Annotated in this window: 38 protein-coding genes and 1 pseudogene; all 39 read right to left on the bottom strand. The window is 33.0% G+C overall.

What is annotated here, in order from left to right:
- Positions 1 to 300: 300 nt before the first annotated feature.
- Positions 301 to 1,017: an N-acetylmuramoyl-L-alanine amidase CwlD gene (gene cwlD / locus ACRCYC_RS00710; protein WP_438617273.1), complete on the bottom strand. Its 717-nt coding sequence runs from the start codon at positions 1,015 to 1,017 to the stop codon at positions 301 to 303.
- A 72-nt stretch (positions 1,018 to 1,089) separates the two neighbouring features.
- On the bottom strand, positions 1,090 to 1,482 hold the full coding sequence (gene rpsI, locus ACRCYC_RS00705; RefSeq protein ID WP_438617272.1) for a 30S ribosomal protein S9: 393 nt from the start codon (positions 1,480 to 1,482) through the stop codon (positions 1,090 to 1,092).
- A gap of 28 nt (positions 1,483 to 1,510) precedes the next feature.
- The gene (gene rplM, locus ACRCYC_RS00700) at positions 1,511 to 1,942 is read right to left on the bottom strand and encodes a 50S ribosomal protein L13 (protein ID WP_438617271.1); all 432 of its coding nucleotides are present in this window, start codon (positions 1,940 to 1,942) and stop codon (positions 1,511 to 1,513) included.
- Positions 1,943 to 2,061: 119 nt separating this feature from the next.
- The gene (gene truA / locus ACRCYC_RS00695) at positions 2,062 to 2,793 is read right to left on the bottom strand and encodes a tRNA pseudouridine(38-40) synthase TruA (RefSeq protein ID WP_438617270.1); all 732 of its coding nucleotides are present in this window, start codon (positions 2,791 to 2,793) and stop codon (positions 2,062 to 2,064) included.
- 11 nt (positions 2,794 to 2,804) lie between these two features.
- Positions 2,805 to 3,602 (bottom strand): energy-coupling factor transporter transmembrane component T family protein, encoded by a 798-nt coding sequence (locus ACRCYC_RS00690; protein WP_438617269.1) that lies wholly within the window; start codon positions 3,600 to 3,602, stop codon positions 2,805 to 2,807.
- Positions 3,596 to 4,462 carry an energy-coupling factor transporter ATPase gene (locus ACRCYC_RS00685; protein ID WP_438617268.1) on the bottom strand — a complete coding sequence of 289 codons (867 nt, stop codon included), beginning with the start codon at positions 4,460 to 4,462 and terminating at the stop codon, positions 3,596 to 3,598. The genes ACRCYC_RS00690 and ACRCYC_RS00685 overlap by 7 nt, the downstream gene beginning before the upstream one ends.
- Positions 4,450 to 5,283: an energy-coupling factor transporter ATPase gene (locus tag ACRCYC_RS00680; RefSeq protein WP_438617267.1), complete on the bottom strand. Its 834-nt coding sequence runs from the start codon at positions 5,281 to 5,283 to the stop codon at positions 4,450 to 4,452. Before ACRCYC_RS00680 ends, ACRCYC_RS00685 begins: the two co-directional genes overlap by 13 nt.
- A 188-nt stretch (positions 5,284 to 5,471) precedes the next feature.
- Positions 5,472 to 5,813, bottom strand: coding sequence for a 50S ribosomal protein L17 (gene rplQ / locus ACRCYC_RS00675; RefSeq protein ID WP_438617266.1), 342 nt, complete (start codon positions 5,811 to 5,813; stop codon positions 5,472 to 5,474).
- 19 nt (positions 5,814 to 5,832) lie between these two features.
- On the bottom strand, positions 5,833 to 6,780 hold the full coding sequence (locus ACRCYC_RS00670; RefSeq protein ID WP_438617265.1) for a DNA-directed RNA polymerase subunit alpha: 948 nt from the start codon (positions 6,778 to 6,780) through the stop codon (positions 5,833 to 5,835).
- 77 nt (positions 6,781 to 6,857) lie between these two features.
- Positions 6,858 to 7,481, bottom strand: a complete 624-nt coding sequence (rpsD, locus tag ACRCYC_RS00665; protein WP_438617264.1) for a 30S ribosomal protein S4 — start codon at positions 7,479 to 7,481, stop codon at positions 6,858 to 6,860.
- A gap of 17 nt (positions 7,482 to 7,498) precedes the next feature.
- Positions 7,499 to 7,897 (bottom strand): 30S ribosomal protein S11, encoded by a 399-nt coding sequence (gene rpsK / locus ACRCYC_RS00660; RefSeq protein ID WP_438617263.1) that lies wholly within the window; start codon positions 7,895 to 7,897, stop codon positions 7,499 to 7,501.
- 24 nt (positions 7,898 to 7,921) lie between these two features.
- Positions 7,922 to 8,293, bottom strand: a complete 372-nt coding sequence (rpsM, locus tag ACRCYC_RS00655; RefSeq protein WP_438617262.1) for a 30S ribosomal protein S13 — start codon at positions 8,291 to 8,293, stop codon at positions 7,922 to 7,924.
- A gap of 166 nt (positions 8,294 to 8,459) precedes the next feature.
- Positions 8,460 to 8,573, bottom strand: a complete 114-nt coding sequence (gene rpmJ / locus ACRCYC_RS00650) for a 50S ribosomal protein L36 (protein ID WP_021122033.1) — start codon at positions 8,571 to 8,573, stop codon at positions 8,460 to 8,462.
- A 32-nt stretch (positions 8,574 to 8,605) separates the two neighbouring features.
- Positions 8,606 to 8,824 (bottom strand): translation initiation factor IF-1, encoded by a 219-nt coding sequence (infA, locus tag ACRCYC_RS00645; RefSeq protein ID WP_021122032.1) that lies wholly within the window; start codon positions 8,822 to 8,824, stop codon positions 8,606 to 8,608.
- A gap of 324 nt (positions 8,825 to 9,148) precedes the next feature.
- Positions 9,149 to 9,895 (bottom strand): type I methionyl aminopeptidase, encoded by a 747-nt coding sequence (gene map / locus ACRCYC_RS00640; RefSeq protein ID WP_438617261.1) that lies wholly within the window; start codon positions 9,893 to 9,895, stop codon positions 9,149 to 9,151.
- Entirely contained in the window at positions 9,895 to 10,545 is a 651-nt protein-coding gene (locus tag ACRCYC_RS00635; protein WP_438617260.1) for an adenylate kinase, read from the bottom strand. Before ACRCYC_RS00635 ends, map begins: the two co-directional genes overlap by 1 nt.
- Positions 10,546 to 10,559: 14 nt before the next feature.
- On the bottom strand, positions 10,560 to 11,828 hold the full coding sequence (gene secY / locus ACRCYC_RS00630; protein ID WP_438617259.1) for a preprotein translocase subunit SecY: 1,269 nt from the start codon (positions 11,826 to 11,828) through the stop codon (positions 10,560 to 10,562).
- 44 nt (positions 11,829 to 11,872) lie between these two features.
- The gene (rplO, locus tag ACRCYC_RS00625; RefSeq protein WP_438617258.1) at positions 11,873 to 12,316 is read right to left on the bottom strand and encodes a 50S ribosomal protein L15; all 444 of its coding nucleotides are present in this window, start codon (positions 12,314 to 12,316) and stop codon (positions 11,873 to 11,875) included.
- Positions 12,317 to 12,348: 32 nt separating this feature from the next.
- On the bottom strand, positions 12,349 to 12,534 hold the full coding sequence (rpmD, locus tag ACRCYC_RS00620) for a 50S ribosomal protein L30 (protein WP_438617257.1): 186 nt from the start codon (positions 12,532 to 12,534) through the stop codon (positions 12,349 to 12,351).
- Between the two features lie 14 nt (positions 12,535 to 12,548).
- Complete coding sequence (gene rpsE, locus ACRCYC_RS00615; RefSeq protein ID WP_278681925.1) at positions 12,549 to 13,058, bottom strand: 30S ribosomal protein S5; 510 nt, start codon at positions 13,056 to 13,058, stop codon at positions 12,549 to 12,551.
- An 18-nt stretch (positions 13,059 to 13,076) separates the two neighbouring features.
- Positions 13,077 to 13,445 (bottom strand): 50S ribosomal protein L18, encoded by a 369-nt coding sequence (rplR, locus tag ACRCYC_RS00610; RefSeq protein WP_438617256.1) that lies wholly within the window; start codon positions 13,443 to 13,445, stop codon positions 13,077 to 13,079.
- 34 nt (positions 13,446 to 13,479) lie between these two features.
- On the bottom strand, positions 13,480 to 14,022 hold the full coding sequence (gene rplF, locus ACRCYC_RS00605) for a 50S ribosomal protein L6 (RefSeq protein WP_438617255.1): 543 nt from the start codon (positions 14,020 to 14,022) through the stop codon (positions 13,480 to 13,482).
- A gap of 30 nt (positions 14,023 to 14,052) precedes the next feature.
- Positions 14,053 to 14,451 (bottom strand): 30S ribosomal protein S8, encoded by a 399-nt coding sequence (gene rpsH / locus ACRCYC_RS00600; RefSeq protein WP_438617254.1) that lies wholly within the window; start codon positions 14,449 to 14,451, stop codon positions 14,053 to 14,055.
- Positions 14,452 to 14,482: 31 nt separating this feature from the next.
- Positions 14,483 to 14,668 carry a type Z 30S ribosomal protein S14 gene (locus ACRCYC_RS00595; RefSeq protein ID WP_021127555.1) on the bottom strand — a complete coding sequence of 62 codons (186 nt, stop codon included), beginning with the start codon at positions 14,666 to 14,668 and terminating at the stop codon, positions 14,483 to 14,485.
- Between the two features lie 17 nt (positions 14,669 to 14,685).
- Complete coding sequence (gene rplE / locus ACRCYC_RS00590; RefSeq protein ID WP_438617252.1) at positions 14,686 to 15,228, bottom strand: 50S ribosomal protein L5; 543 nt, start codon at positions 15,226 to 15,228, stop codon at positions 14,686 to 14,688.
- A 24-nt stretch (positions 15,229 to 15,252) separates the two neighbouring features.
- A complete protein-coding gene (gene rplX, locus ACRCYC_RS00585) occupies positions 15,253 to 15,558 on the bottom strand; it encodes a 50S ribosomal protein L24 (RefSeq protein WP_438617275.1) in 306 nt (101 codons plus the stop codon).
- Between the two features lie 22 nt (positions 15,559 to 15,580).
- The gene (gene rplN, locus ACRCYC_RS00580) at positions 15,581 to 15,949 is read right to left on the bottom strand and encodes a 50S ribosomal protein L14 (RefSeq protein WP_438617251.1); all 369 of its coding nucleotides are present in this window, start codon (positions 15,947 to 15,949) and stop codon (positions 15,581 to 15,583) included.
- 25 nt (positions 15,950 to 15,974) lie between these two features.
- A complete protein-coding gene (gene rpsQ, locus ACRCYC_RS00575; protein WP_438617274.1) occupies positions 15,975 to 16,229 on the bottom strand; it encodes a 30S ribosomal protein S17 in 255 nt (84 codons plus the stop codon).
- Between the two features lie 23 nt (positions 16,230 to 16,252).
- Positions 16,253 to 16,456, bottom strand: coding sequence for a 50S ribosomal protein L29 (rpmC, locus tag ACRCYC_RS00570; protein WP_438617250.1), 204 nt, complete (start codon positions 16,454 to 16,456; stop codon positions 16,253 to 16,255).
- Between the two features lies 1 nt (position 16,457).
- Entirely contained in the window at positions 16,458 to 16,889 is a 432-nt protein-coding gene (gene rplP / locus ACRCYC_RS00565) for a 50S ribosomal protein L16 (RefSeq protein WP_438617249.1), read from the bottom strand.
- Between the two features lie 33 nt (positions 16,890 to 16,922).
- On the bottom strand, positions 16,923 to 17,735 hold the full coding sequence (rpsC, locus tag ACRCYC_RS00560) for a 30S ribosomal protein S3 (protein ID WP_438617248.1): 813 nt from the start codon (positions 17,733 to 17,735) through the stop codon (positions 16,923 to 16,925).
- Between the two features lie 15 nt (positions 17,736 to 17,750).
- A complete protein-coding gene (gene rplV, locus ACRCYC_RS00555) occupies positions 17,751 to 18,092 on the bottom strand; it encodes a 50S ribosomal protein L22 (RefSeq protein WP_438617247.1) in 342 nt (113 codons plus the stop codon).
- Positions 18,093 to 18,124: 32 nt separating this feature from the next.
- Entirely contained in the window at positions 18,125 to 18,406 is a 282-nt protein-coding gene (gene rpsS, locus ACRCYC_RS00550; RefSeq protein WP_438617246.1) for a 30S ribosomal protein S19, read from the bottom strand.
- A gap of 33 nt (positions 18,407 to 18,439) precedes the next feature.
- Positions 18,440 to 19,270, bottom strand: a complete 831-nt coding sequence (rplB, locus tag ACRCYC_RS00545) for a 50S ribosomal protein L2 (RefSeq protein WP_438617245.1) — start codon at positions 19,268 to 19,270, stop codon at positions 18,440 to 18,442.
- Positions 19,271 to 19,301: 31 nt separating this feature from the next.
- Entirely contained in the window at positions 19,302 to 19,592 is a 291-nt protein-coding gene (rplW, locus tag ACRCYC_RS00540) for a 50S ribosomal protein L23 (protein ID WP_438617244.1), read from the bottom strand.
- Positions 19,592 to 20,215, bottom strand: coding sequence for a 50S ribosomal protein L4 (rplD, locus tag ACRCYC_RS00535; RefSeq protein WP_438617243.1), 624 nt, complete (start codon positions 20,213 to 20,215; stop codon positions 19,592 to 19,594). Before rplD ends, rplW begins: the two co-directional genes overlap by 1 nt.
- 28 nt (positions 20,216 to 20,243) lie before the next feature.
- Entirely contained in the window at positions 20,244 to 20,873 is a 630-nt protein-coding gene (gene rplC, locus ACRCYC_RS00530) for a 50S ribosomal protein L3 (protein WP_438617242.1), read from the bottom strand.
- Positions 20,874 to 20,964: 91 nt separating this feature from the next.
- Positions 20,965 to 21,276, bottom strand: coding sequence for a 30S ribosomal protein S10 (gene rpsJ, locus ACRCYC_RS00525; protein ID WP_438617241.1), 312 nt, complete (start codon positions 21,274 to 21,276; stop codon positions 20,965 to 20,967).
- A 426-nt stretch (positions 21,277 to 21,702) separates the two neighbouring features.
- Positions 21,703 to 21,819, bottom strand: a pseudogene (locus ACRCYC_RS00520) (EF-Tu/IF-2/RF-3 family GTPase); the annotation flags it as partial.

Here is a 21,819-nt window from a genome sequence, read left to right as displayed (position 1 = left end):
AACTCTCAAATATAATTTAAAAAGTTGTCCATCGCTCAGCTAATCATTATCTGAATATCTGGCTTGGTTGTTTGTGTTTAATTCTTTTAAAAAGAATTTTTATAATTAACCTACTGTTTAATTTTCAAAGTTCTTAAGTTGCTTTATCCTTTTCTTAAGGACAAGTAATACTATATCACCTTTACTTCATAGAGTCAACACTTTTTTAAAAGTTTTTTATATTTTTATTATAAAATTAAAATAACTCATACATACAAGTGTCTATTTTTGTATATATGAATTATTTTAAACTTTTTAAAATTAATTATGTATATTTGCACCAAAATATTTTTGCATTCCTGCATATATAGCCCAAGCAATTTTTTCTTGATATTTTTCATCATTTAATAAATCCGTTTCTTTTTCATTAGATAAAAATCCACACTCTATTAGTACAGATGGAATTTCATTATCTTTCAATAAGTAAATATCTTTACTAGGCTTAACTTCTCTCTGATTGCTTTTATCTACAACTCTTTTTAATTCTTCTTGAATAAATTTAGATAGTAATTTACTATCATCTTGTCCTTCAGGATAAAATGTCTGAGCTCCATAATATTTACTTTGTTCAAATTTGTTTAAATGTATCGATATAAACGCATCTACTCCTGACTCTTTAATTAGTTTTTTCCTATTTTTAAGATTTTCATTATATTTCTGTCTAGTTGTTTTACCTACACCTTCTTCATATAAACTAACATCTTCTTCTCTCGTTAATAAAACTAAACAACCACTAGCTTCAAGAAGTTCTCTTAGCTTCAGTGTTATTTGTAAGTTTATATCCTTCTCTAATATATCTTTGTCCTCATTTAAAGCCCCAGGATCTATACCCCCATGCCCAGCATCCAACATTATAACCTTATTAGTAGCAGGCATATATGACATAACATTTTGAGAGTTTTTTTTCACTTCAAATATAAATATAGAAAGACAACACAAAAGCGCTCCAATTAAACTTACACATTTAATGTACTTCATATAATATCACCCCATATATTATATAAAAAAAGACTTTGGAATATACCAAAGTCTTTGAATAAACATATATAATTATCTCTTTGAGAATTGCGGAGCTCTTCTTGCAGCCTTTAATCCGTATTTCTTTCTTTCTTTCATTCTAGCATCTCTAGTTAAGAATCCTTCTTTCTTTAAAGAACCTCTTAATTCTGCATCAACTGTTAATAATGCTCTAGATATACCATGTCTTATAGCACCAGCTTGTCCAGTGAATCCTCCACCTTCAACCTTTACTATAATATCATATTTAGTTTCATTTCCTGTTAAAACTAATGGTTGTTTAACATCTCTTATTAAAGTTTCATAGTTGAAATATTCTTCAACATTTCTTCCATTAACTGTTATATTTCCTTCACCTGCAACTAGTCTTACTCTTGCTACAGAGTGTTTTCTTCTTCCTGTTCCATAGTATTGAACGTTAGCCATGATTAACTCCTCCTTTCACCCGTTATGATTATTTGAAGTTTAAAACTTCTGGATTTTGAGCTTCGTGTCCGTGGTTTGGTCCAGCAAATACTCTTAATCTAGTCATCATTCTGCTTCTTAATTTGTTCTTACATAACATACCGCTAACAGCATGCATAACAACCTCTTCAGGTTTCTTTTCCATCATTTCTCTATAAGTTATTTCCTTTAATCCACCAACATATCCAGTGTGGTATCTGTACATCTTTTGATCTAATTTCTTTCCTGTTAAAACTACCTTCTCAGCATTTACAACAACAACGAAATCTCCACCATCCACGTGAGGCGTGAAAGTTGGTTTGTGCTTTCCTCTTAATATTGTAGCTATTTCAGTAGCCATACGACCTAATGTTTTTCCTTCAGCATCAACTACGTACCAATTTCTTTGTACGTCAGCTGGTTTAGCTATATAACTTTTCATTACAAGTCCCTCCTTATCTTATTTCCATATGATATTTTACCGTCTATGTCAAGTCCGGGGCAAGTGGACTTATTAACACACTCTTGTATATTTTAATACATGCACCCTGGCGTGTCAAGCTAATAATCAACTTTTTTAAGAAATAATCCATGTGCTGGAGCTGTATGTCCAGCCATCGATCTAGTCTTAGATTTTATTATGCTTAACATGTCAGTGTCTATTCTGCCTCGGCCAATATCAACTAATGTTCCAACTAAAATCCTTACCATGTTGTATAAAAATCCATTACCCTCTACTTCTATTATAATTAATTCTTCTTGTTTTGAAATTTTTATATCATATATAGTTCTAACAGTATTTACAACAGATGATCCAGAACTCATAAATCCTTTAAAATCATGTGTTCCTATCAATGTTTTAGCTTCTTCTTCCATTTTTTCAAAATCCAAATCATACTTAACAAAGTAAGCTATATCGTTATATATAGGACTTCTGTATATACTATTGTATATCATATATCTATATCTTTTTCCTTTTGCACAATGTCTTGAGTGAAAATTCAATTCCTTCTCTTCTGCATTTATTATAGCTATATCCTCTGGTAGCTTCGAGTTTAACGCATTAGGTATTTTATCAACAGGTATCTTACAGTCAGTATTAAAATTTGCAACTTGCCCTAGTGCATGCACTCCTGCATCAGTCCTTCCAGAACCATTTATTTTAATATCTTCCTTTGTTATCTCTTTTATAGCTTGTTCTATAGTACCCTGTACTCCTAATGAGTCATTCTGTTTTTGCCAACCACAATAGTTCTTACCATTGTATTGGATAGTTAATTTTATGTTTCTCATACCATACCTCTTTATATAAATCTAATCACCACTATTGTTCCTAAATAAATAAACTGAATAGCGTATGCTATATAGTCTGCTTTAGTCATTATACTTTCTTTCATCTTAGTTCTATTATATCCACCTCTATAACATCTAGCTTCCATAGCCATAGCCAATTCATCAGCTCTTCTAAACGCACTTATGAAAAGAGGTATTAATAATGGAACTAAGTTCTTAGCTCTATTTATTATATTTTTACTTTCAAAGTCAGCTCCTCTAGACATTTGAGCTTTCATTATCTTATCTGTTTCATCTAATAATGTAGGTATAAATCTAAGCGCAATAGTCATCATCATAGCCAATTCATGTACAGGGAATCCAACTTTTCTTAGGGGATTCAATAATCTTTCTATACCATCAGTAAGTTCTATTGGAGATGTTGTAAGAGTAAGTAAAGATGTTCCTACAACTAAAAATATAAGTCTTAACCCCATAAATATAGCTTGACTTAACCCTTGACTAGTTATTTTTATGAATCCAAATGACCATATAGGGTCTCCAGGTATAAAAAATACATTAATTACAAATGTAAATACTATAATCCATTTTAAAGGTTTCAGTCCTTTAATTATAAATTTCCCAGGTATCTTAGATAACTTGATTACAGTCATCAAGCCTCCTACCACTATTAAATATGGCCAAAATTCATTTATTATAAACAATGACACCATAAATATAAAAGTTGCTATAAGTTTAACTCTAGCATCCAATTTATGAACAATCGAGCTGGTAGGATAATATTGACCTATGGTTATATCTTTTAACATTTTCCTTTACCTCTCATAACTTTTATTATTTCTTGCTTAGCCTCTTCAATAGTAAGTATATCTTGTCTAATATCAAAGCCTTTATCTCTTAGTTTAATACATAGTTCTAAAACTTGAGGTATATCTAATCCAATTTCTTTAAGTCTACTAGCATGATTCTTGAAAACTTCTCTTGTAGAACCCATAAATTCTATCTTACCCTCATTCATAACTATTATATTTTTAACTAACTTAGCCATATCATCCATGCTATGAGATGACAATATTATAGTCATTTTCTTCTCATCATGTAATGTTTTTATTAAATGAAAAATTCCATCTCTTCCTTTAGGGTCTAATCCAGCTGTAGGCTCATCTAATATTAATACTTCTGGATTCATAGCTATAACTCCAGCTATAGCTACTCTACGCTTTTGCCCTCCTGATAACTCAAAAGGTGATTTATCTTTAAATTCATCATAGTTAAGTCCAACAGCCTCCATAGATGCTTTGGTCCTATTGCTTATCTCAACATCGTCTAAACCTAAATTTGAAGGTCCAAAGGCTATATCCTTCGCTACTGTTTCTTCAAATAATTGATATTCAGGATATTGAAATACAACTCCAACTTTTTTTCTTATATCCGTTAAATTCAAATCCTTAGCCGTTATATCAAAATTATTTATTAAAATTTTACCTGATGAAGGTTTTAATATACCATTTAAATGTTGAATCAACGTCGACTTTCCTGAACCTGTATGTCCTATAAGACCCACAAAATCTCCATCTTCTATATTCAAACTTATATCGTCTAGTGCTTTGCTAGCAAATGGCATTCCTTCATTATATATATGCGTTAAATTCTCTATTATAATTGACATAATTTCATCACCATCTCATCCACAGTTAATATATCACCATCTATGTCTATACCCTCGTCTTTAAGGTCTTTACTTAACTCAGTCATATAAGGAACATCTAGTCCTATACTTTTAAGTTTTTCAACTTTTGAAAAAACTTGTTTAGGTGTTCCTTCTAAAACTTTCTTACCTTTTTCCATTACAATAACTCTATCCGCATCAACAGCTTCTTCCATAAAGTGAGTTATATGCATTACAGTTATATTTTCTTCTTTATTCAATCTTTTTATAGTTTTCATTACTTCTTTTCTACCTGATGGATCTAGCATAGCCGTAGCTTCATCAAAAATTATACATTTAGGCTTCATTGCTATTATACCAGCTATAGCAACTCTTTGCTTTTGCCCTCCTGATAGTAAGTGGGGTTGTCTATCTCTTAATTCATACATTCCAACACTTTTTAACGATTCTTCAACTCTTCGTCTGATTTCAATAGGATCTATCCCTAAATTTTCAGGCCCAAAAGCCACATCTTCTTCTATTATAGTAGCCACGATTTGATTATCTGGATTTTGAAAAACCATACCAGCAGTTTGCCTAATATCCCATAAATGTTCTTCTTCTTTTGTATTCCATCCATCTATGAATATATCACCATTTGTAGGCATAAGAATTGCATTTAAGTTTTTAGAAAGTGTTGATTTTCCTGATCCATTATGACCTATAACTACAACAAATTCTCCTTGCTTAACATTTAAAGTTAAGTTATCTATAGCTTTAAATGTGCTATCTTCAGTTACATACTCAAATGATACATCTTTAACACTTACTATATCTTTCATACACTTCTTCTCCTTTTAAATTAGTAGCGTTTATTAATTTACAATTTCTATTGTATTATATCATAGATTAAATTATAGATTAATACAAAAATTAGCCTTAAATTAAGTTATCTTAAATAAATAATCTAATCAATATTAGTTTTTTTGCAATAAAAAAAGATTAGGCTAAAAGCCTAATCTTTTAAATACTATACTAATTCTATTAGAGCCATTTCAGCAGCGTCGCCTCTTCTTGGTCCCATTTTTATTATTCTAGTATATCCACCGTTTCTCTCAGCATACTTTGGAGCTACTTCAGTGAATAAGTTGTTAACTACTGTCTCATCTAAAACATAAGCTAAAACTTGTCTTCTAGCATGAAGATCCCCTCTCTTAGCAAGAGTTATCATCTTTTCTGCCATTCTACGAGTTTCTTTTGCTCTAGTAACTGTAGTTTCTATTTTTCCAGCTCTTAGTAAATCTGTTACTAAGTTTCTTAACATAAGATTTCTATGAGCAGTTACACGTCCTAATTTACGGTACTTAGCCATGCTTATCCCTCCTTTGCGCTTACTCTTCGCTTGGTTTAAGACCTAATCCAAGTTCTTCTAACTTTTGGATTACTTCTTCTAATGACTTTTTACCTAAGTTTCTAACTTTCATCATATCTTCTTCAGATTTATTAGCTAATTCTTCAACTGTATTTATTCCCGCTCTCTTTAAACAGTTGTAAGATCTAACTGATAAGTCTAATTCTTCGATAGTCATCTCAAGAACTTTTTCTTTTTGATCTTCTTCTTTTTCTACCATTATTTCAACATTGCTTACATGCTCTGTTAAATCTATGAATAGATTAAGATGCTCAACTAGAACCTTAGCTGCAAGTGATATTCCCTCTTGAGGATTTATACTTCCATTAGTCCAAACTTCAAGTATTAATTTATCGTAATCTGATTTTTGACCAACTCTAGTATTTTCTACATGGTAACTAACTTTTTCAACAGGAGTATATATTGAGTCTACAGGAAGAACTCCTATAGGCATATGCTCTGTTTTATTGTCTTCAGAAGATACATATCCTCTTCCTTTGTTCACAGATATTTCCATATTAAATTTAGAATTTTCATCTAGCGTAGCTATATGTAAATCCTTGCTTATTATTTCAACATCTGGAGGACATATTATGTCAGCACCAGTTATTGTACATGGTCCTTGTGCTTCTATTTTAAGTGTTCTATTACCTTCACCATCTATAGTCGCTGATAATTCTTTTAATGCCAATATTATTTCAGTAACATCTTCCTTAACACCAGGAACTGTTGTGAATTCGTGAAGAACTCCATCTATTCTTATAGAATTAACAGCTACTCCTGGTAAAGATGATAATAATATTCTTCTTAATGCATTACCTATAGTTATTCCATATCCTCTTTCTAGAGGCTCTATAACGAATTTACCATATCTATGGTCTTCGCTAATTTCAATTATATCTACTCTTGGTTTTTCTATTTCTATCATGGACAAAACCCTCCTTAAAATTTATTAATCCACTGAGGGTAAACAAAATCTTAAAATATTTTTTATAACTATACTTATTACTTAGAGTAAAGCTCTATTATTAAGTGTTCAGCTATTTCAAGATCTATATCTTCTCTTCCTGGATTAGCAACAACAGAAGCTGTCATGTTCTCTAAGTTAGTATCTAACCACTTAGGAGCTATTCTTGAGTTACTTTCTACTAATCCTTTGAATTTCGCAGAAGACTTAGATGTTTCTTTAACAGTTATAACATCTCCGTTAGCTACTGTTAAAGAAGGTATATCTACCTTATGTCCGTTTAAAGTGAAATGACCGTGTCTTACTAATTGTCTAGCTTCTTTTCTAGAAGATGCTAATCCCATTCTGTAAACTACGTTGTCTAATCTTCTCTCTAATAAGCTTAGTAAGTTTTCCCCTGTTATACCAGGAGTTTTTTCAGCACGCTCGTATAAGTTTCTGAATTGAGTTTCTAAAACTCCATATATTCTCTTAACTTTTTGTTTTTCTCTTAATTGTAATCCATAGTTAGAAACTTTCTTTCTTCCTTGTCCATGTTGTCCTGGAGCATAGTTTCTCTTAACTATAGCACATTTGTCAGTATAACATCTGTCACCTTTAAGGAATAATTTCATTCCCTCTCTACGACATTGTCTACATGATGCACCTGTATATCTTGCCATTAATTACACCTCCTAAATTACACTCTTCTTCTTTTTGGTGGTCTACATCCGTTGTGTGGTATTGGAGTAACATCTTTTATCATAGTTACTTCTAAACCAGTTGCTTGTAAAGCTCTTATAGCAGCTTCTCTACCAGAACCTGGTCCTTTTACGAATACTTCTACACTCTTTAATCCGTGTTCCATTGCAGCTTTAGCAGCAGTTTCAGCAGCCATTTGTGATGCAAATGGAGTTGCTTTTCTTGATCCTTTAAATCCTAATTGTCCAGAACTTGCAGCAGATAACGCGTTACCATGAACGTCTGTTAAAGTTATTATAGTATTGTTAAAAGTTGATTGTATATGAGCATGTCCACGTTCTATGTTCTTACGCTCTCTTCTTCTAACACGTGTAACTTTCTTTTTTGGTTTAGCCATTGTTCTTCCCTCCTCTTCTAACTATTACTTCTTCTTCTTACGAGATACAGTTTTTCTAGGACCTTTTCTAGTTCTAGCGTTAGTCTTAGTTTTTTGTCCTCTTAAAGGAAGACCTTTAGCATGTCTTATACCTCTGTAACATTTTATATCTCTTAATCTCTTTATGTTTAAAGCTATTTCTCTTCTTAAATCTCCTTCAACTAAGAAATCATTGTCTATTATCTTTCTTAAATCATTAACTTGATCTTCAGATAAATCTTTGATTCTTACATCAGGATCTATGTCAGCTTTAGCTAATATTTCGTTAGCAGTCGCCTTACCTATACCGTAGATATATGTTAAGCCTATTTCTGCTCTTTTTTCTCTAGGTAAATCTACCCCAGCTATTCTTGCCATATTTTGCACCTCCTACAACTTAACTTTTTAAACTTTTTTCATGATTAAATTTTCTTAAATAATAAGTGAATTCCGATTCATGTTTATATAAAATCCAAAAAAAGCTTGTTAATTATCACAATATAATATTATACTATAATATTTAACAAAATGCTAGCACAATTTATTAGCCTTGCTTTTGCTTGTGCTTAGGATTTTCACATATAACCATTACTCTACCTTTTCTCTTTATTACTTTACATTTTTCACACATTGGTTTTACTGATGGTCTTACTTTCATTATTAATCCCTCCTTAGACTAGCATTGTTAGTCTACTTCTTACGCCAAGTAATTCTGCCTCTTGTAAGGTCATACGGAGAAAGTTCAACATTAACCTTATCTCCTTCAAGAATTCTTATAAAGTTCATTCTTAATTTTCCAGAAAGATGACATAAAACTTCGTGTCCATTTTCTAGTTTAACCTTAAACATAGCATTAGGTAAGTTTTCTGTAACTGTACCTTCAAATTCTATAACATCTTTTTTGGCCATTAACTAACCAAACCTCCATTCAATAAGCTAAACATTGTTTAACTTTCCAAGTTCAGCTCTTAAAAAAGCATTTGTAATAGATTCCTTAGATTCTATCATATCTTTAACAGCATTGTTAATTATATCATACTTTTGCAAGTGCTTAACTTTTTTTAGTTTAGGTTTTTCAAGTTTTCTTTTCTTTCCATCTGATATGAAGATCTACTCATCATCAACTACTTCTACTACTAAAAATAATCTACCTGTATTTCTTCCAGCTGAATTTCTAACTACTTGCCCTATACTTACTTTCTTTGATAGTATAATTTCCACTTACTTTTTTGATTATAACTTTGTTAATATCAAAGGTTCACCTTCCGTAATAGCTATCGTATGCTCATAATGAGCTGACTTTTTAGAGTCAATAGTAACAATCGTCCAACCGTCCCCTAACATTTTAACGTAATGTGTACCATAGTTAACCATAGGTTCAATTGCAAGCACCATTCCTTCTTTAAGTTTAGGTCCTTTGCCTGGTCGTCCATAATTAGGTATTTGAGGATCTTCATGTAGCTGTGTGCCAACTCCATGACCTACAAGATCTCTAACTATAGAAAAATTGTTTTTTTCTGCGTGTGTTTGTACTGCGTGCGAAATATCAGAAAGTCTACATCCTAGTTTAGCAAACTTTAATCCTTCATAGAAGCTTTCTTTTGTTACTTCTATTAATTTCCTATCTTCTTCAGATATTATACCTACTCCATGCGTTTTTGCTGAGTCTGCATGATATCCTTTATAATAAGCACCTATATCGATACTTATAATATCACCTTCTTTTAAAGTCTTTGGCCCAGGAATTCCATGTACAACTTCTTCATTAATAGAAGCGCATATAGATCCCTTAAAACCATGATAACCCTTAAAAGATGGGATAGCATTATATTTTCTAATATGATTTTCAGCTATTATATCTAACTCTTGAGTAGATATTCCCGGTTTAATAGCATCTCTTAAAATCTCATGTGTTTCAGCAACAATTTTGCCTGATTCTCTCATAAGCTCAATTTGCTGCTTAGATTTCAAAATAATCATTATTTACCACTTTCTAGAGCATCAACTATATCTGCGAATACCTTATCTATAGATTGTTCACCATTTATATTAGCTATTATACCTTCTTTAGAATAATAATTAACTAAAGGTTTAGTTTCATCAAGATAAACTTGTATTCTCTTTGATACAGTTTCTTCATTATCATCTGCTCTTTGGTAAAGTTCTCCTCCACATACATTGCATACGCCATCTATTTTTGGAGGATTAAACTCAACATGGTAAGTAGCACCGCAAGATTTACATATTCTTCTTCCTACTGCTCTACCTACTAATATATCTTTGTCAACTTCAATGTTAACCACTTTGTCTAAAGATATACCAACTTCTTTTAGGTATTCACCTAAATGTTGAGCTTGAGCTACATTTCTTGGAAATCCATCTAACATGAATCCACTTTCACAGTCTGGTTGAGATATTCTATCTGTAACTAGACCAACTGTTAATTCATCTGGAACTAAAAGACCTTGATCTATAAATCCTTTAGCTTTTTTACCAAGTTCTGTACCTTCTTTTATATTCTTTCTGAATATATCTCCAGTTGATATATGAGGTATATTGAATTTTTCTACTATTCCTGCTGCTTGAGTACCCTTGCCCGCACCAGGAGGTCCAAGTAATATTATTCTCATATGATCATCTCCATCTATTTTAAGAAGCCTTGATAGCTTCTCATTACTAAGTTTGATTCTAACTGTCTCTTAAGCTCTAATGCAACTCCAACTACTATAAGTAAAGATGTTCCAGCCATAGTTAAATGGATTCCTGTAAATTTACTTATTACAGATGGAATTACTGCTATAACAGCTAAGAATAAAGCTCCTGCTAATGTTAATCTTGATAATATTCTATTTAAGTAATCCATAGTTGGTTTACCTGGTCTTATACCTGGTATAAAACCTCCACTATTTTTCATATTATTAGTTATATCTTCAGTATTGAAAGATATAGTAGTATAGAAATAAGAGAAGAATATTATTAAAACAACTTCTATAACTAAATAAATCCAGAATCCTGGTTCTCCACTAGGAGATAAGAATTTAGTTACAAATGCTTGAGCATCTTTCCCCATAAATATAGCTATAGTTTGAGGGAATGCTAACAATGAACTTGCAAATATTACTGGTATAACCCCAGATTGATTTACCTTCATTGGTATATGAGAGTTTTGACCTCCATATGTTTTTCTTCCAACAACTCTTTTAGCATACTGTACAGGTATTTTTCTTGTAGCTTCTTGTATATATGTAACCGCAGCTACTGTAAGAAGCGATACAATAATCATAACAATTAAAACCCATAGTCCGATACTTCCACTTTGGAATTGTCCTATAGCTTGTGTTATGTCTTGAGGAATTCTTGATATAATTCCTATAAATATTATTACAGAACTTCCGTTACCTAATCCTTTTTCAGTGATCTTGTCACCCATCCACATCAGCAACATACTCGCCGATATTAATGTAACTATAACTGTAACTATAAAAAATACACTATCTGTTTGTAAAGCACGTCTCACTATTCCTAGTGTGATACCGATAGCTTGTATTATAGCTAATCCTAATGCTGTATACTTAGTGTATTTATTTATCTTCTTCTTACCTTCTTCACCAGACTTTTGAAGTTCTTCAAGAGACGGGAATCCAATAGTTAAAAGTTGAATAATTATAGATGCCGTTATATAAGGACTGATCCCTAATGCAAATAAGGTAAAGCTACTGAAAGCTCCTCCTGTAAACATATTATACAGGGAAAGAAGACCGTTTCCGTCAACCATTCCCTTTATAATATCTCTATTAACTCCAGGCACAGGAATTGTACATCCTATCCTAAAGATAACAATCATCATCAAAGTATATAAAATTTTTCTTCTTACATCTTTTATTTTCCAAGCTTGTTTTAAGTTTGACAGCACGTTAAATTCACCCCTGCCTTATGGCCAAGAGTTAGCAGATTAGATTAAACTAATTCTGCCTTTCCTCCAGCTTTTTCTATTTTTTCTTGCGCTGAAGTAGTAAACTTAGCAGCTTTTATAGTTAAAGCTTTTTCTAAGTTACCTTCACCTAAGATTTTAACGCCGTCTTTTTCTATTTTGCTTATTACTCTAGTTGCTTTAAGTAATTCAGCTGTTATTTCTGTTCCATTTTCGAATCTATTTAAAGTTTCTACGTTAACTAGTGAGTAAACTTTCTTACAAGGATTTTTAAATCCTCTCTTAGGAAGTCTTCTAGCAAGTGGCATTTGTCCACCTTCGAATCCAACTCTTACTCCACCACCTGAACGAGACTTTTGACCTTTTTGTCCACGTCCTGAAGTTTTACCTTGTCCAGTAGCAGTACCTCTACCTAATCTCTTTTTAGATGAAACTGCACCTTCAGCAGGTCTTAATTCATGTAACTTCATGGATTGCACCTCCCTTAGTATTGTTTAATTTATTATTCAGCTATTTCAGTAACTTCTACTAAGTGACTAACTTTAGCTATTATACCTCTCATTTGAGCGTTGTCTTCTTTAACAACTACTTGCTCTCTTCTTCTTAATCCTAACGCTTCTACGTTCTTTCTTTGGTTAGGAGTAGTTCCTATTGTACTTCTAACTAATTTTATTTGTAATTTAGCCATTTTTTACTACCTCCTTACCCTAGAAGATCTTCTACTTTTTTACCTCTAAGTTTAGCTATATCTTCAGCTGTTCTTAAAGATTTTAAACCTTCTATTGTAGCATTTACCATATTTCTTGGATTGTTAGTTCCTAAAGATTTAGCTCTAACATCCTTTAATCCAGCTAACTCAAGTACCGCTCTAGCAGGTCCTCCAGCTATAACTCCTGTACCTTGCGCAGCAGGCATTATTAATATTTTTCCAGCACCAAAATGTCCGTTTGTTTGGTGAGGTATAGTTGTACCAACCATAGGTACAGTTATTAAATTTTTCTTAGCATCTTCAACTGCTTTTCTTATAGCATCTGGTACTTCCATTGCTTTACCAGTTCCTATACCAACGTGTCCGTTTTCATCTCCAACTACTACTAAAGCTGCAAATCTAAAGTTTCTACCACCTTTAACAACCTTAGTAACACGTCTTACTTCGATAACTTTCTCTTGAAGATCAAGTTGTCTTGCATCTATTGGTTTACGACGTAGCATTATTTTCCCTCCTTTGTATTAGAACTTAAGTCCAGCTTCTCTAGCACCTTCAGCTAATTCTTGAACTCTTCCGTGATATAAGTATCCACCTCTGTCAAATACAACTTCAGTTATACCTTTTTCTACAGCTCTTTTTGCAACAAGTTCTCCAACTTTTCTAGCTGCATCTTTGTTTCCTGCATGATTAACAGCACCTTTTACCTCAGCATCTAAAGAAGATGCAGAAACAACAGTTACTCTGTTAGTATCATCTATTATTTGAGCATATATGTTATTAGAACTTCTAAATATACATAATCTTGGTCTTTGAGTAGTTCCAGCTATTTTACTACGAACTCTCTTATGTCTTTGAAGTCTATTTGCGTTTTTGTTAGCTTTTTTTAACACAGAGATCACTCCTTTCTAGCTTTTATGTTTGGTATTATTTCTTACCAGTTTTACCTTCTTTACGTCTTACAACTTCACCAGCGTATCTTATACCTTTACCTTTGTATGGCTCTGGCTCTCTCCAAGCTCTTATCTTAGCAGCATAATTTCCTACTAATTGCTTGTCGATTCCTTTAACAACTAATTCAGTTTGATTTGGAGACTCAACAGTTATTCCTTCTGGATCTACCATATCAACTGTATGAGAGTATCCTAAGTTCATAACTAATTTGTTTCCTTGCTTTTGAGCTCTGTACCCAACACCAACTAACTCTAACTTCTTCTCGAAACCAGCAGTAACACCTACTACCATGTTATCTATTAAAGTTCTAGTTAATCCGTGTAAAGATCTATGTTTCTTATTATTAGTTGGTCTCTCAACTAATATAGTATTTTCTTCTTGTTTTATAGTTAATTCATTGCTGAATTGCTTAACTAATGTTCCTTTTGGCCCTTTTACTGTAACTAAGTTATCCTCAGCTATAGTTACTTCAACACCTGCAGGAACAGTTATTGGTTTAACACCTATTCTTGACATAGTTGCACCTCCTTACATTGTTCGTTTATATTACCAAACGTAGCAGATTACTTCTCCACCAACGCCTTCGTTTCTAGCTTGCTTATCAGTTAATATACCTTTTGAAGTAGATATTATTGATATACCTAATCCGTTTAATACTTTTGGTAACTCTTCTTTAGCAGCAAAAACTCTCATACCAGGCTTAGATATTCTCTTTAATCCTGTTATAACTCTTTCGCCTATTTGTCCGTACTTTAATTGTATTCTTATTATTCCTTGTTTTCCATCTTCTATAACATCGTAACCTCTTATGAAACCTTCTTCTAATAAGATTCTAGCTAATTCTTTCTTCATATTAGAAGCAGGAACATCAACAGTTTCGTGTTTAACCATGTTAGCATTTCTTATACGTGTTAACATATCTGCTATTGGATCTGTCATTGTCATATTGTAAACCTCCTTCCATTTTAACCAAGTCTTACCAACTTGCTTTTCTTACACCAGGTATTTGACCTTTATAAGCTAATTCTCTAAAGCATATACGGCATATACCGAATTTTCTTAATACAGAATGTGGTCTACCACATATTGTACATCTAGTGTATTCTCTAGTCGCATACTTTTGCTTTTTTTGTTGTTTCACAACCATCGCTTTTCTAGCCACTGGAATCCCTCCTTTATTTACTTAGAATATGGCATTCCTAATAATCTTAATAACTCACTAGCTTCTTCATCAGTTTTAGCTGTAGTTACGAATATTACATCCATTCCTCTTACTTTGTCAACCTTGTCGTACTCTATTTCAGGGAATATAAATTGCTCTTTTAAACCTAAAGCGTAGTTTCCTCTTCCGTCAAATGCATTAGCATTAACTCCTCTGAAGTCCCTAACTCTTGGTAAAGATATGTTCACTAACTTGTCCATGAAGTAGTACATTTTGTCAGCTCTTAAAGTAACTTTAGTTCCAACAGGTACTCCTTCTCTTAACTTGAAGTTAGCTACTGATTTTCTAGCTTTAGTTATAACTGGCTTTTGTCCAGTTATCATTTCTAGTTCTGCAACCGCAGCTTCTAATCCTTTTGGATTTTCTCTTGCATCACCTATACCCATGTTTATTACTATTTTGTCTAACTTAGGTATTTCCATAACGTTTTTGTATCCAAATTTCTCCATTAAAGCTGGAGCAACTTCTTTTAGATATTTTTCTTGTAATCTAGAAGTCATTTCTGGTCCCTCCTTCCAAGCTTATTATAATTCTTTTCCGCTCTTTACTGATACTCTAACTTTTTTCCCATCTTTAACTTCAAATCTAACTCTAGTACCTTTTCCTGTTTCAGAATCAACTGGCATTACGTTAGATATGTGTATTGGGGCTTCTTTGTTTATTATTCCACCTTGTGGGTTAACAGCAGTTGGCTTTTGGTGTTTAGTTATTACGTTAGCACCTTCAACTAATACTTTATTAGTTTTAGTGAAAACCTTAGTAACTGTACCTTTTTTACCTTTATCTTTACCTGCTATAACTACAACAGTGTCACCTTTTTTTACACGCATCATGTCCTATTGCACCTCCTTATTATAGTACTTCTGGAGCAAGAGATACTATCTTCATAAAGTCGTTGTCTCTTAACTCTCTAGCAACAGGCCCGAATATACGAGTTCCCACTGGAGTTTTATCATCTTTTATGATAACTGCAGCATTCTCGTCAAATGATATATAACTACCATCTTTACGTCTTACGCCTTGCTTAGTTCTTACTATAACAGCTTTAACTACTTTACCTTTTTTTACAACTCCACCTGGTGTTGCACTTTTAACAGTTGCAACTATAACGTCACCTATGTTACCATATCTTCTCTTACTTCCGCCTAATACACGAATAGTTAAGATTTCTTTAGCTCCTGAGTTATCAGCAACTCTTAGACGTGATTCTTGTTGTATCATATCGTAATCCCTCCTTCTCTACAAACTACTTAACTTTCTCGATAACGTCAACTAGTCTGAATCTCTTATCTTTAGATAAAGGTCTAGTTTCCATTATTCTTACTCTGTCACCGATGTTACATACGTTGTTTTCATCGTGAGCCTTAAATTTCTTAGTTCTTTTAACTGGTTTGTTATATAATGGATGACGTACGAAATCTTCAACAGCAACAACTATTGTTTTATCCATTTTATCACTAACAACACGGCCTATTCTAACTTTTCTTCTTCCTCTTTCCATGTTTGACAGCCTCCTTTCCAAAATTAAGCTCTAGTTTCGTTTAACTTTCTTTCAGCAAGAATAGTCTTAACTCTAGCTATATCTTTCTTAACGAATTTTATTCTAGCTGTATTTTCTAATTGACCAGTAGCTAATTGGAATCTTAAGCTAAATAATTCACTTTTAAAACCATTTAACTTGTTCATTAATTCTTCGCTTGTTAAATCTCTTAGTTCATTAGCTTTCATCCTATTCACCACCCTCTACTTCTAAATCTTCACGTTTCACAAACTTACATTTGATTGGAAGTTTATGCATAGCAAGTCTCATTGCTTCTCTAGCTTTATCTTCAGAAACACCTGCTAATTCGAACATTACTCTTCCTGGTTTTACTACTGCTACCCAGTACTCAGGTGAACCTTTACCAGCACCCATACGAGTTTCTGCAGGTTTTCTTGTAACTGGTTTATGAGGGAATATCTTTATCCAAACTTTTCCCCCTCTTTTTATATATCTAGTCATAGCTATTCTGGCAGCTTCTATTTGGTTAGAAGTTATCCATGATGGCTCTAAAGCAACTAAACCGAACTCTCCATAAGTAACTTTGTTACCTTTATGAGCCTTTCCAGCTAAACTACCTCTGTGTACTCTACGACGTTTTACTCTTTTTGGCATTAACATGAGTATTTTCCTCCTTCCTTAACTGTGCTTTTACTAAGCTTGTTTGTTCTCAGTTCTTTGAGGTCTTGGTCCTCTGTTGTTTGATCTATCATTTGATCTATTGTTGTTAGATCTATCATTTCTTCTATCGTTTCTTCTGTTGTCTCTTCTGTTGTCTCTTCTATCTCTTCTGTTGTTGTCTCTTCTTTCTTCTCTTGGATTTACACCGTTTCTAGTTGGTAAAACTTCTCCGTTGCATATCCAAACTTTTATACCAGTCTTTCCATAAGTAGTGTTTGCTTCAGCAAATCCGTACTCTATGTCAGATCTTATAGTTTGAAGAGGTACATTTCCTTCACTGTATCCTTCAGTTCTAGCCATTTCAGCTCCACCAAGTCTACCAGAAGCAGAAACTTTTATTCCTTTAACTCCTGACTTCATAGCTCTTTGTATAGCTTGCTTCATAGCTCTTCTGAAAGCAACCCTTCTTTCTATAGCTAACGCTATATTTTCAGCTACTAATTGAGCTTCTCTATCTGGGTTTCTAACTTCAACTATGTTAACTATAACATTTTTCTTAGTCATTTTTTCTAACTCAGCTTTAAGAGCTTCTATTCCAGCTCCACCTTTACCTATAACTACACCTGGCTTAGCAACGTGTAAGTCTAGTTTTAATTTGTTTGCTGATCTCTCTATTTCTATCTTAGCAACACCAGCTGAGTATAATTTATTCTTTAAGAATTTACGTATATTATGGTCTTCTAATAATAAGTTTCCGAACTCTTTTTTATCAGTTGCGAACCATCTTGAGTCCCAGTCTTTTATAACACCGACTCTTAAACCGTGTGGATTAACCTTTTGACCCATATGTTTCCCTCCTATCTATCTATTATTTTTTTCTTTAAGAACAACCTCTATATGAGATGTTCTCTTTCTTATCATAGTTGCACGACCCATAGCTCTAGGCATGAATCTCTTCATAGTTGGCCCTTGATTAGCAACTATTGAAGCTATATATAAATTTTCAACATCCATTTCATGATTGTTTTCTGCATTAGCTTTCGCTGATTTTACAACCTTAGCTATTATTGAAGCAGCTCCTCTTGGAGTATACTTTAATATTGCTAAAGCTTCATCAACATTTTTTCCTCTAACAAGGCCGCATATTTGACCTGCTTTTCTAGGTGATACACGTACGTATTTTGCAGTAGCTTTTGCTTCCATTACAATTTCCTCCTTCCTTAGTTAGATCTTAATTATCTTCTCTTATTAGATTTTTCGTCGTCCTTGTGCCCTTTGAAAGTTCTTGTAGGAACGAATTCACCTAACTTGTGTCCAACCATATCTTCAGTTACATAAACTGGAACATGCTTTCTTCCGTCATGTACAGCTATTGTATGTTCAACCATTTGTGGGAATATAGTTGAAGATCTTGACCAAGTCTTTATAACTTCTCTATTTCCAGAAGCGTTCATATCTTCTATCTTCTTTAAAAGTCTTGCATGTATAAAAGGTCCTTTTTTAGTTGATCTTGACATTTAATTTCCTCCTTTCGAGCAAAAGTGAATCTATTATTTAGTTCTTCTTGATACTATTAACTTATCAGAAGCTTTATTTTTCTTTCTAGTTTTGTATCCAAGTGCTGGTTTACCCCAAGGAGTAACTGGATTAGCTCTACCTATTGGAGATCTACCTTCCCCTCCACCGTGTGGATGGTCACAAGGGTTCATTACAGATCCTCTTACAGTAGGTCTTATACCCATATGTCTTTTTCTACCAGCTTTACCTATAACAACGTTACCGTGTTCTAAGTTTCCAACTTGTCCTATAGTAGCTTTACAGTTTATGCTTACTAATCTCATCTCTCCAGATGGTAATCTTAATAATGCATTTTTACCTTCTTTAGCCATTAATTGAGCAGATGCTCCAGCAGATCTAACTAACTGAGCTCCTTTTCCTGGCTTTAATTCTACGTTGTGTACTACTGTACCAACTGGCATATCTTTTAATGCCATTGCGTTACCTGGCTTTATATCTGCTTCAGGTCCTGATAATAATGTATCCCCAACTTGTATTCCAACTGGAGCTAATATATATCTCTTTTCCCCATCAGCATAGTTTAATAATGCTATGTTAGCAGTTCTGTTTGGATCATACTCAACAGTAGCAACTTTTGCAGGTATTCCATCTTTGTTTCTCTTGAAATCTATTATTCTATATTTTCTTCTGTTTCCTCCACCTCTGTGACGAACAGTTATTTTACCATGTACGTTTCTACCTGAATGCTTCTTTAACGAAACTAAAAGAGATTTCTCTGGTTCGTTACAAGTTATTTCATCAGAAACTAAAACTGTCATTTGTCTTAAGGCAGGAGAAGTTGGTCTAAACTTTTTTATAGCCATCTGTTTTCCCTCCTTCGTTTATTAAGGTCAATTACATACCTTGGAAGAATTCTATTTCTTTACTATCAGCAGTTAACTTAACTACTGCTTTCTTGAAACTTGCAGTTCTTCCTTCGTATCTACCCATTCTCTTAACTTTTCCATCGTAATTTAAAGTGTTTACTTTATCAACTTTAACTCCGAATATGCTTTCTACAGCTTTTTTTATTTCAGTTTTGTTTGCGCTTTTAGCAACAACAAAAGTATATTTCTTTCCAACCATTTCAGTCATACTTTGCTCAGTTACAACTGGCTTCATTATTATATCATGTGGATTAGTCATTATGCGTACACCTCCTCCACTTTCTTAACTGCATCTGTAGTTATTACGAAAGTATCGTACTTTAATATGTCATAAACGTTTATAGTGTTAACTGTAGCAGCTTGAACACCTTCTATGTTTCTAGCTGATTTTACAACGTTCTCGTTCTTTTCAGCTGTTACTACTAAAGCTTTCTTAGAAGCATTTATGTTTTTTAATATTTGAACGAATTCTTTAGTTTTTGGAGCTTCCATGTTTAAAGCATCTAAAACTATTACTTCGCTATTTTGAACTTTAGATGATAAAGCTGATTTTATAGCTAATCTTCTAACTTTCTTTGGTAAAGTGTAACTGTAATCTCTTGGCTTAGGTGCAAAAGCAACTCCTCCACCAACCCATTGTACAGCTCTTATAGAACCTTGTCTAGCTCTACCAGTTCCTTTTTGTTTCCAAGGTTTTCTTCCGCCACCTCTAACTTCTGCTCTAGTTTTAGCAGATTGAGTACCTTGTCTCTTGTTTGCTAATTGATTCTTAACTACTTCGTATAAAACGTGCTCGTTAACTTCAACACCGAATATAGCTTCTGCTAATTCGATTTCTCCAACATTTTGTCCATTAACATTTAATATATTTAATTTTGGCATTGTGCTTCCTCCTTTCTTAGGTTAGTTATTATTTAGAAGCCTTAACTGCTTCTTTTATAGTTACTACTGAACCTTTAGCTCCTGGTATAGCACCTTTAACTAATATAAGGTTCTTTTCAGCATCTACTCTAACTACTTCTAAGTTTTGAACAGTTACTGTAACGCTACCCATGTGACCAGCTAGTTTTTTGTTTTTGAAAACTCTACCTGGGAAAGAACATGCTCCCATTGAACCTGGTCTTCTGTGGTATCTAGAACCGTGAGATTCAGGACCTCTAGATTGTCCATGTCTTTTTATAGGACCTTGGAATCCCTTACCTTTACTTGTTCCAGTAACATCTATCATTTCTCCAGCTGCAAATATGTCAGCCTTCATTTCTTGTCCTACTGTGAACTCTTCAACTGAATCCATTCTGAATTCTTTTAAGTGTTTCTTTAATACGTTAGCAGCAGCAAGATGTCCTTTTTGAGGCTTGTTTAAAGATTTCTCTTTAGCATCTTGGAAACCTATTTGAACTGCATTGTATCCTTCTTTTTCTATTGTTTTTATTTGAGTAACCACTACTGGTCCTGCTTCAACAACAGTTACAGGTACTACATTCCCTGCTTCAGTGAATATTTGAGTCATTCCTAACTTCTTACCTAATATTCCTTTCATATCGCACCTCCTATAATCTTACAGCGGATTATGAATTTTCATAATCATTCTAAGATAGTTGCCTTATAGGATCGTATCTTAGAGGCTTATCTTATAACTTTATTTCTATATCAACACCAGCTGGTAAGTCTAACTTCATTAATGAGTCAACTGTTTTAGGTGTTGGATTTGCTATGTCTATTAATCTCTTATGAGTTCTTATTTCGAACTGCTCTCTAGAGTCTTTATACTTGTGTACAGCTCTTAATATAGTTATAACTTGCTTTTCAGTTGGTAGTGGCACAGGTCCTGAAACTTGTGATCCAGCTTTTTTAGCAGTTTCAACTATTTTTCCAGCTGAAAAATCTAATAATTTGTGATCATATGACTTTAATCTTATTCTTATTTTTCCATTGTTAGCCATTTTAGTTTCCCTCCTTTATCGTACGTTTAAATTTTTTAGTTACGCACGACTGATACCGATACACAGTTCCGGGTGTGTTGTGTTTTTTAAAAAACCGGCATCTCGTCGCCTATCTCTAGGATATTACTTTACTTTTTCTTACATTTCGCATCTCTCAAGCACACTATTATATTTTATATCATTTTTTACTTTTTTTCAAGTTTTTTTTATGATTTTACAAAATATTTTTTATATGTAATCTTCATTACATTTTTTTGTTGAGGATCTTTACGGGTACTACGTTAGTATATCTTTTTTTAATAACTTTGTCAATAATTTTCATACTTCCAAAGTTTAGATAATTTTTTTAAATTACATTGTTTTTTAGAACAAAAAAAGAAAGATGAATATTCATCTTTCTTTTTATTTATGTTAAGAATAAGAGAATTATTCTACTATAGAAGCAACAACACCTGATGCTACTGTTCTTCCACCTTCTCTTATTGCAAATCTTAATCCTTCTTCTATTGCTATTGAGTTTATTAACTCTATGTTCATTTGGAT

Origin of the sequence: Paraclostridium sp., from assembly GCF_051657365.1 — a bacterium.
GTDB lineage: Bacteria > Bacillota > Clostridia > Peptostreptococcales > Peptostreptococcaceae > Paraclostridium.
This window is presented reverse-complemented; position numbering and strand designations above follow the sequence as displayed.

Coding starts and splice junctions, on each gene's coding strand:
- ACRCYC_RS00690 (WP_438617269.1), bottom strand. CDS start 3,602: ATGTTAAAAGATATAACCATAGGTCAATATTATCCTACCAGCTCGATT.
- rplX (WP_438617275.1), bottom strand. CDS start 15,558: ATGCGTGTAAAAAAAGGTGACACTGTTGTAGTTATAGCAGGTAAAGAT.
- rplN (WP_438617251.1), bottom strand. CDS start 15,949: ATGATACAACAAGAATCACGTCTAAGAGTTGCTGATAACTCAGGAGCT.
- rplV (WP_438617247.1), bottom strand. CDS start 18,092: ATGGAAGCAAAAGCTACTGCAAAATACGTACGTGTATCACCTAGAAAA.
- rpsK (WP_438617263.1), bottom strand. CDS start 7,897: ATGGCTAAACCAAAAAAGAAAGTTACACGTGTTAGAAGAAGAGAGCGT.
- rpmD (WP_438617257.1), bottom strand. CDS start 12,534: ATGGCTAAATTACAAATAAAATTAGTTAGAAGTACAATAGGAACTACT.
- ACRCYC_RS00670 (WP_438617265.1), bottom strand. CDS start 6,780: ATGATAGAAATAGAAAAACCAAGAGTAGATATAATTGAAATTAGCGAA.
- rpsE (WP_278681925.1), bottom strand. CDS start 13,058: ATGCTACGTCGTAAACCAATAGATGCAAGACAACTTGATCTTCAAGAG.
- rpsQ (WP_438617274.1), bottom strand. CDS start 16,229: ATGGAAAGAGGAAGAAGAAAAGTTAGAATAGGCCGTGTTGTTAGTGAT.
- map (WP_438617261.1), bottom strand. CDS start 9,895: ATGATTATTTTGAAATCTAAGCAGCAAATTGAGCTTATGAGAGAATCA.
- rplD (WP_438617243.1), bottom strand. CDS start 20,215: ATGCCAAAATTAAATATATTAAATGTTAATGGACAAAATGTTGGAGAA.
- rplF (WP_438617255.1), bottom strand. CDS start 14,022: ATGTCAAGAATAGGTGTTAAACCAATAACTGTTCCTGCAGGTGTTGAA.
- rpsJ (WP_438617241.1), bottom strand. CDS start 21,276: ATGGCTAACAATGGAAAAATAAGAATAAGATTAAAGTCATATGATCAC.
- rpmJ (WP_021122033.1), bottom strand. CDS start 8,573: ATGAAAGTAAGACCATCAGTAAAACCAATGTGTGAAAAATGTAAAGTA.
- rpsM (WP_438617262.1), bottom strand. CDS start 8,293: ATGGCAAGAATAGCTGGGGTAGATTTACCTAGAGAAAAAAGAGCAGAA.
- rpsH (WP_438617254.1), bottom strand. CDS start 14,451: ATGACAATGACAGATCCAATAGCAGATATGTTAACACGTATAAGAAAT.
- rpsD (WP_438617264.1), bottom strand. CDS start 7,481: ATGGCAAGATATACAGGTGCATCATGTAGACAATGTCGTAGAGAGGGA.
- rplO (WP_438617258.1), bottom strand. CDS start 12,316: ATGAAGTTACATGAATTAAGACCTGCTGAAGGTGCAGTTTCATCTAAA.
- cwlD (WP_438617273.1), bottom strand. CDS start 1,017: ATGAAGTACATTAAATGTGTAAGTTTAATTGGAGCGCTTTTGTGTTGT.
- rplM (WP_438617271.1), bottom strand. CDS start 1,942: ATGAAAAGTTATATAGCTAAACCAGCTGACGTACAAAGAAATTGGTAC.
- rplE (WP_438617252.1), bottom strand. CDS start 15,228: ATGACTTCTAGATTACAAGAAAAATATCTAAAAGAAGTTGCTCCAGCT.
- ACRCYC_RS00635 (WP_438617260.1), bottom strand. CDS start 10,545: ATGAGAATAATATTACTTGGACCTCCTGGTGCGGGCAAGGGTACTCAA.
- ACRCYC_RS00685 (WP_438617268.1), bottom strand. CDS start 4,462: ATGTCAATTATAATAGAGAATTTAACGCATATATATAATGAAGGAATG.
- rplQ (WP_438617266.1), bottom strand. CDS start 5,813: ATGGCTAAGTACCGTAAATTAGGACGTGTAACTGCTCATAGAAATCTT.
- ACRCYC_RS00680 (WP_438617267.1), bottom strand. CDS start 5,283: ATGAAAGATATAGTAAGTGTTAAAGATGTATCATTTGAGTATGTAACT.
- rpmC (WP_438617250.1), bottom strand. CDS start 16,456: ATGAAAGCTAATGAACTAAGAGATTTAACAAGCGAAGAATTAATGAAC.
- rpsS (WP_438617246.1), bottom strand. CDS start 18,406: ATGTCAAGATCAACTAAAAAAGGACCTTTTATACATGCAAGACTTTTA.
- rplC (WP_438617242.1), bottom strand. CDS start 20,873: ATGAAAGGAATATTAGGTAAGAAGTTAGGAATGACTCAAATATTCACT.
- rpsI (WP_438617272.1), bottom strand. CDS start 1,482: ATGGCTAACGTTCAATACTATGGAACAGGAAGAAGAAAACACTCTGTA.
- truA (WP_438617270.1), bottom strand. CDS start 2,793: ATGAGAAACATAAAATTAACTATCCAATACAATGGTAAGAACTATTGT.
- rplB (WP_438617245.1), bottom strand. CDS start 19,270: ATGGCTATAAAAAAGTTTAGACCAACTTCTCCTGCCTTAAGACAAATG.
- rpsC (WP_438617248.1), bottom strand. CDS start 17,735: ATGGGTCAAAAGGTTAATCCACACGGTTTAAGAGTCGGTGTTATAAAA.
- rplW (WP_438617244.1), bottom strand. CDS start 19,592: ATGACTAATCCACATGATATAATAATGAAGCCAGTTGTAACTGAGCAA.
- rplP (WP_438617249.1), bottom strand. CDS start 16,889: ATGTTAATGCCAAAAAGAGTAAAACGTCGTAGAGTACACAGAGGTAGT.
- infA (WP_021122032.1), bottom strand. CDS start 8,824: ATGGCCAAAAAAGATGTTATAGAATTTGAAGGTACAGTTACAGAAAAC.